A 6,010-nucleotide genomic window follows, 5' to 3' on the forward strand; every position below is an offset into this window, starting at 1 on the left:
ACAGGCCCCGGAGTCCTGGATCACCGCCCGTGCCGGCCGCCCGTGGCACGCCGTCGCACCGACATGAACAGCGCAGCCGAACCCAGCGCCAGCGCCGCCGCACCGCCGATCGCCACGTACGTGGTGCCGGTGGAGGCACCGGTCTCGGCGAGGTTCTCCGAAGTCCCGGCGGCCTTCGGCTCGTTGGCCGGGGCCGCCGGTGCCGCCGGGGCCGCGGTGGCCGGCTCCGCGGACGTGCTCGGGTCGTCGTCCCCGTGCCCGTGGTGCTCGATCGTCGATTTGTCGGCACCGTCCGCGATCTGCTCGTCGGAGGGCGCGGAGGCGCTCGGAGCGGGGGTGGTGCCGCCCGCCGGACCACCGCCGAAGTCGACGTCGGAGCAGGAGTAGAAGGCCTCCGGGCTGTCCGACCGCTGCCAGACCGCGTACAGCAGCTGCTTGCCCGAGCGCTCGGGAAGGGTGCCCGAGAAGGTGTAGAAGCCGCCCGAGGGTACCGGGTCGGTGGCCGTCGCGACCGGGTGCTCCAGGTCCAGGTCTCCCCAGGCCAGCGCCTTCGACGGGTCGTAGCCGGGCTTGGTGACGTAGACCTTGAAGGTGCCCTTGTGCGCGGCGGTCACACGGTACTTGAAGGTGTACGACCCGCTGCGCACACTCGTCGCCGGCCAGTCCGTGCGGGCCAGGTCCAGCCCCTTGAACTCCTCGTTGTTCGCGCTGCACAGCTTGCCGTCCGGGATCAGCTCCTGGTGCCGTCCGGCGGCGTCGCCGATGCGGATGCCGTTCCAGTCGTACAGCGCCTGCGTACCGCCCGCCTCGACCGCGGCCTTGCACGCGGCCGACCTGGGGTTCTCCGGTCCCTCCGCGTAGCACTGCGACACCCTGCTGACCGGGTCGCCCATCGAACCGTGCGCGGAGGCGGGCGCGCAGGACAGCGCGAGCGCGGTGCTGCCGAGGGCGGCGACGACGGCGGCCTTACGGCGTTGGGGCATCCCCTGCTCGAACGAAGTTGAGAGCTTGGGGAAGGACATGGGGAACTCCTCGGAACGGTCCTCGGGGGGTGGGGTGAATCCCGTGGGGGGCGATCAGAAGCTAGCCCCAAGAAACCGTGAAATCGCCTGTTGGGGGCCGGTGATGGAGATCCTTATGGTCCCGTTAAGGCGGGGCTAACTGGGGGCTCAGGAAGGAGGGGCGGGGAGCCTCATGTCACCTGCTCCCGAGCAGTGTCGCCGTCCGTGGCAGTCCGTGTTCGTCCGCAGCCGGACGCCTCAGTTGGCTCCCGGTCTGGCTCCCGACACTGCCGCCTCACCTCTTGCCTCGCCGGGATTCGAGGCCGCGCACACGGCTCTGGAGGCCAGGTGAGGGCGAGGACCTCCGAGGGCTCTGACCTGCGGGGGAGCGGTGCGAGGAGTCGATCCTGACCAAGATCATTACTCCCCCATTACGCGGACGCCCTGCCCGGTGCTGGAGCTGCGCCGTATGGTCGGAGGCATGATCTCGGGCAGCGGCGGGGCAGCGCACGACGGCGGTACGGAGTTCACGGCGGAGGGTATGGAAGTCGTTCTCCGCGAGGCGTGCGAGACGGCCGGACTGGACTCGACCGGGGCAGAGCTGCTGCGTCTGGGATCCAATGCGGTGTACCGGCTGGCGTCCTTACCGATCATCGTCCGCATCGCACGTGACCCGGCCGTTCTCGCCGAGATGGAGTGCGTCGTGGGCGTCGCCCGATGGCTGGAGACAGTCGACTTCCCGGCCATACGCCTGGTGGTCGGCATCGCTCAACCCCTCGTCGTGCGCGGCCTGGCGGTGACCTTCTGGGAAAGCGTCCAGGAGCGCGAGGAGTACGCGACGGTCGGCGAACTGGCCGACCTGCTCCGCCGGTTCCACTGGCTCGAAGAACCGGAGTCGCTGCACCTCCCGTACTTCGACCCTCTGGCCAAGCTGTCGGCCTCGCTGGACGGCCTGACTGCTGTCTCGGCAGAGGACCGGTCCTTCCTGGAGGAGCGGGCGGCCAAGCTCGCCAAGGAGTACGACCGGTTGGACTTCGTCCTGCCCTTCGGCGTGATCCACGGCGACACCGGGACCGGCGCCCCAGCGCCGCAGCCCGGACGAACGGCAGGCCAGCGGCTGACATCGGCTAGGGAAGCTTGCGTGCTCCAAGGCCGGTTGCGCTGTTGAACTGCGGCGGAGTGATGTCCGCGTCCTGCTGGCCACTGACCCGGTCCCCGGTGTTCTCCGCTTGATCTGGCACGCGTCTGGCACGACCTCTTCGCCCCGAACTCTCGGCTGGGTGGTCATTGAGGTCTGGTGGGCTGGTCAGCCGACCATCGACGGCTTCTGACGGTCGGCTGCGGTCGCGGTGGTTGCTGTACTTCGCTGCTGTACAGCAACCACCGCCGTGCCGAGGGATACGGCTGAGGGCGGCTCTGGACGACGTGGCGCTGCCTCGTGCGGGACAGTCCTCAGGTGAGCTGGAGGAGCCGGGCGGCCGTTCCTCCCAGCACCATGTCCCGTACCTCACCTGGTGTGGTGACGCGCTCGACGGTCGCGCGAGTGAGGACCGGGTCTCCGTAGGGGGCGTCTGAGCCGAAGAGGGTCCGGTCCGGGAGCTCCTTGATGGCCAGCCGGACGGCAAAGATCAGGTGGGCCGTCGACAGTTCCAGGAACATGCTGGGGGTATCCCGGACCAACTCGATCGCGTCCATCCAGTTCAGCCCCCCTAGTTGGCTGATCACCAGGGGCACGGTCGGATACCCGGCCGCCAGACGGGCCAGAGTCCGCAGGTCGTCCGCCGTGGTCGGTGCGAATCCGTGAACGACCACGGGCAGGTCGCCGTGGTCCGCCGCCGCTCGCAACACCGGCTCGATGAGGTCTGCCCGTCCGGGAGGTGGTGTCAATTCCCCGATTCCTCGCAGGCCGTGCCCGACCACGTCCCGGTCGATTATCTCGGCGATCCGATCTGCCGGCAGGTCCAGCGGCACACTCCTGAAGCCGATGAAACGGTGAGGGTAGGCGGCCAGTACCGTATCCAGCTCTCGCCACGCGGTCCGGTACCCCTCGACCCCGTTCGCCCGGCCCCCGATCGCCTTATCCAGAACAGCCATCTCGCGACGCAACATCTTCAGGTCCGTGGCCCGTTCCGGGTGCGGCCGTGTACTGAAGAGGACTGCGCGATCCACTCCGGCGTCGTCCAGCAGCGCGATGTGATCCTCAACCGGGTCGTGGACATGACTGTGCGCGTCAATGATCATCATTTTCTCCCTGTGCGAGGTGGCCGGCCCGGAATGCGACCGGCCCGAGCAGCGTTGCGCCCTGACACAGTTGGAAGGTCAAGTGGAAGGGCAGACATGCTGATCGGGGAGCTCTCACGCCGCACGGGAGTCAGCGAACGCCTCCTGCGTTACTACGAGCGCGTCGAGTTGATCCGGTCGGAACGACGCGCGAACGGCTATCGCGACTACGCCGAGGAAACCGTCGAAACCGTGCGCCAGATCCGCGCCCTGCTCGCCGCCAGCCTTCCCACACGCATCATTCGCCGGGTCCTCCCCTGCACTGCCGACGGCACCACCTTGCGCCCGTGCCCTGGTGTCCTCGACCAGCTGCGTGCCCAACTGAACGACTTGGACCGTCGCGCCGCCAGCCTGGCGGCGGCCCGAGAACTGCTGCGCCGGACGATCGCCGTCGCAGAGGAGCGCAGCGGCTGAACGGCGAAGACATCGTGAGGACGGCCGATGCCTATGTCCTGGCGTGCCGACTCCGGGCGAGGTGCTGGTGCTGAGCGACGCCACGTATTCAGGTAGGGACATATTCGTGCCCGCTTACTTCTTCTTGCCCTGGGTCTTGTCGGGGATCTTGAGACGCTGGGACTGTGCAGGTGGGGACACTGATCCGCCGTGGCCCAGGGGTCGTCATTGGTCGTTGTTGGTCGCTGCGGATCAGCCTCGGACGGCCCAGGGACGGCCCAGCCAGGGCCAACCTGACCGACGTCAGCCGACCGAAGCGGCCCGCCACTGAGCTGTGATGCACCCCTCTTCCATGTCCCACCACTCCTCGGCTACGCCATGGTTGAGCAGCCTCTGCACCTTGGCGAGATCAGCGGTGGGCGGGACGTCCAGGGCCACCATGCCGAACCGTTCTATGCCCTCGCCGTCGACGCCAAGTTGCTGAAACGCGTTGATCACGCTCTGCCGTGCCGGGCCCGAACCGCCGTCACGGAACACGATGAGGCGGATGGTGCAGTTCTCCGAACGCCGAACCACCTCGCCGGCCCATCGCAACCCGTCCTCGTCGGGTTCTGTGGTCACGACGTCCCCGCAGGCGATGCCTCGGACGAACCAGGGGATGTTGTCGAGCCGTGCGGTGCCGTCTCCCTCGTCGACGGCCCACAGGCTCTCCACCGACGCCGGAGGCCAGTCGTCCTCTATCTCAAGCCGGAAGTGCACCTTCACGTACGGGCCGCCGGGATTCGTCATGCCGCCCAGGATGCACGCATCAAACGAGCCGTCGCGAGGGGGCCGCTTTGGATGGTGACCTTTTCGTCCCGAAGCAACTTGAGCAGGCGCTCCACCGCGGGCCATGGCATGGCTCCACCTGCGGCTACCGTCCATGGGCGTCCGTGGGTGTCCACCGCTGTGCGCGGGCGTTGTCACGCAGTTAGACACTCACTCCACAGCTCCTGAGGGCCCGGTAACTGCCCCAGAGATTTGGCGCGCCAGCTCCTCAACGACCTGGGGAACGACATGTTGGGCGCCCTCGTCCTGCAGTGCTTCGGCAAGTGCCTGATGGACCGCTGCGAACGGCTGCCCTGCATGTGAGGCGCGGGTCCGGCTAACCGCCCGCTCGATCTTGGCGAGGTGGGCTGCCACGATCGGCATTGCCTTGTCGTACTCGCTGGGGTCCACGGCCATGGGCCAAGCCGATCAGCGCCCACCGATCGAGTCAAGGCCGGCACCGAGCCATCAGCTTGGGAAGCTGCGATCTCTGAGCCTTGATCGGACGCTTGACCAGGCCGAACGGCGCTAAGCGTGGCCAGCCGCACGTCGTCCCATTCACCGTCGTTCCCCGCTGCTCCCCGAGCCATCTGGTGCGCTTGTGGTGCAGGGTTCCGTGGAGCCTTCTCACGACGTCGGGCCGCGCCCGATGAGGACGCTACTGAGCGAGAGAGGGACCCATGGACAGTCGCTGTGCTGGGCAGGTAAGGACGTCTGCTGTGAGGGAGGTACGACATGGAGTCCCTGGCCGGGATTGTCGCAGTCTTCGGAACTCTGCTGGGCGTAGTGGTCTCGCACATCCTGCAGTCCCGTGCTGCCGCACGAGCCCACGCAGCTGTTCTCAGCGCTGAGACCCGTCGCGAGCTGCGCCAAGCGACTGCTCGCTTACTTGCCTACGAGACTGTATTCCGGCGTCTCCAGTACGATCGGTGGGGGAAACGGGACGCTCCTCTCCCCGAGAGGGATGCAGCAGCGGCTGCCGCGCTGGAGGCTCGCTCAGGGCTGGTAGCGGCTTTGGCCGAAGTCCAGCTGCTCACCGACAACGATGGAATACGCGAGCGACTTGCCGAACTAGCTGACGCCTCATCCACATTGCACTACGCCGCTGATGAGGAAGACCTGGCCACCCGGCCTGCGCGGGTCCGAACCGCTGCGAGCAGTGTGGTTGACACCGTCGGTCGCGTCGTTCGCTCCTGACCCCGAAAGTGAAGCACTACAAACGAAGTTAAGTGCTCATGCCTCCAACTCCTTGCACCGCCGCCACTGGTCCACCAGCTTCTGCCCTTACGTTGAGCAGAGCAAAGAGCCCTAGCTTGGGAGGCTTAGGTTTCCGGTAGGCGGCTGCTTGGCTCAACTGCGGCGGAGCGGCCTCGGGGCTTGACTGACCGGTGGCCTCGTCCCCGCCATCCCCCGTGGTTCCCCGCACGGTCTAGCTGTATTGACCCGGGACGTTGTTGACGCGGCTGATGGGTGGCTTGCCGTCCAGTGCGGTGTGGCAGCGGTGGTGGTTGTAGGTGTGGAGGAAGTCT

6 protein-coding genes and 1 pseudogene are annotated in these 6,010 nt (G+C 67.4%); 3 read left to right on the top strand and 4 right to left on the bottom strand.

Going from position 1 to position 6,010, the window contains the following annotated elements:
- Positions 1–20: 20 nt before the first annotated feature.
- Positions 21–983 (bottom strand): lytic polysaccharide monooxygenase, encoded by a 963-nt coding sequence (locus ACIF83_RS45130; RefSeq protein WP_399736402.1) that lies wholly within the window; start codon positions 981–983, stop codon positions 21–23.
- A 499-nt stretch (positions 984–1,482) separates the two neighbouring features.
- Between ACIF83_RS45130 and ACIF83_RS45135 the strand changes: the two genes are divergently transcribed.
- A complete protein-coding gene (locus ACIF83_RS45135; protein WP_399736372.1) occupies positions 1,483–2,169 on the top strand; it encodes a phosphotransferase in 687 nt (228 codons plus the stop codon).
- Between the two features lie 284 nt (positions 2,170–2,453).
- Here ACIF83_RS45135 and ACIF83_RS45140 read toward each other — a convergent pair whose 3' ends face one another.
- Positions 2,454–3,245 (bottom strand): amidohydrolase family protein, encoded by a 792-nt coding sequence (locus ACIF83_RS45140; RefSeq protein WP_399736375.1) that lies wholly within the window; start codon positions 3,243–3,245, stop codon positions 2,454–2,456.
- 93 nt (positions 3,246–3,338) lie between these two features.
- On the opposite strand from ACIF83_RS45140, the gene ACIF83_RS45145 reads away from it, so the two are divergent.
- The gene (locus ACIF83_RS45145; protein WP_399736378.1) at positions 3,339–3,695 is read left to right on the top strand and encodes a MerR family transcriptional regulator; all 357 of its coding nucleotides are present in this window, start codon (positions 3,339–3,341) and stop codon (positions 3,693–3,695) included.
- 282 nt (positions 3,696–3,977) lie between these two features.
- Here the strand turns inward: ACIF83_RS45145 and ACIF83_RS45150 are convergent, their stop codons facing one another.
- On the bottom strand, positions 3,978–4,463 hold the full coding sequence (locus tag ACIF83_RS45150; protein WP_399736381.1) for a DUF4265 domain-containing protein: 486 nt from the start codon (positions 4,461–4,463) through the stop codon (positions 3,978–3,980).
- A gap of 753 nt (positions 4,464–5,216) precedes the next feature.
- Between ACIF83_RS45150 and ACIF83_RS45155 the strand changes: the two genes are divergently transcribed.
- A complete protein-coding gene (locus ACIF83_RS45155; RefSeq protein ID WP_399736384.1) occupies positions 5,217–5,678 on the top strand; it encodes a hypothetical protein in 462 nt (153 codons plus the stop codon).
- Positions 5,679–5,910: 232 nt separating this feature from the next.
- Here the strand turns inward: ACIF83_RS45155 and ACIF83_RS45160 are convergent.
- A pseudogene (locus tag ACIF83_RS45160) lies at positions 5,911–6,010 on the bottom strand (IS481 family transposase); the annotation flags it as partial.

The sequence above is a fragment of the Streptomyces sp. NPDC085866 genome, assembly GCF_044541035.1.
In the GTDB taxonomy this organism is placed as follows: Bacteria; Actinomycetota; Actinomycetes; order Streptomycetales; family Streptomycetaceae; genus Streptomyces.

What these genes read in the sequence shown, in the direction of transcription:
- ACIF83_RS45130 (WP_399736402.1), bottom strand. Translation starts at nt 983, where the DNA reads ATGCCCCAACGCCGTAAGGCCGCCGTCGTCGCCGCCCTCGGCAGCACC.
- ACIF83_RS45140 (WP_399736375.1), bottom strand. Translation starts at nt 3,245, where the DNA reads ATGATGATCATTGACGCGCACAGTCATGTCCACGACCCGGTTGAGGAT.
- ACIF83_RS45155 (WP_399736384.1), top strand. Translation starts at nt 5,217, where the DNA reads ATGGAGTCCCTGGCCGGGATTGTCGCAGTCTTCGGAACTCTGCTGGGC.
- ACIF83_RS45135 (WP_399736372.1), top strand. Translation starts at nt 1,483, where the DNA reads ATGATCTCGGGCAGCGGCGGGGCAGCGCACGACGGCGGTACGGAGTTC.
- ACIF83_RS45150 (WP_399736381.1), bottom strand. Translation starts at nt 4,463, where the DNA reads ATGACGAATCCCGGCGGCCCGTACGTGAAGGTGCACTTCCGGCTTGAG.
- ACIF83_RS45145 (WP_399736378.1), top strand. Translation starts at nt 3,339, where the DNA reads ATGCTGATCGGGGAGCTCTCACGCCGCACGGGAGTCAGCGAACGCCTC.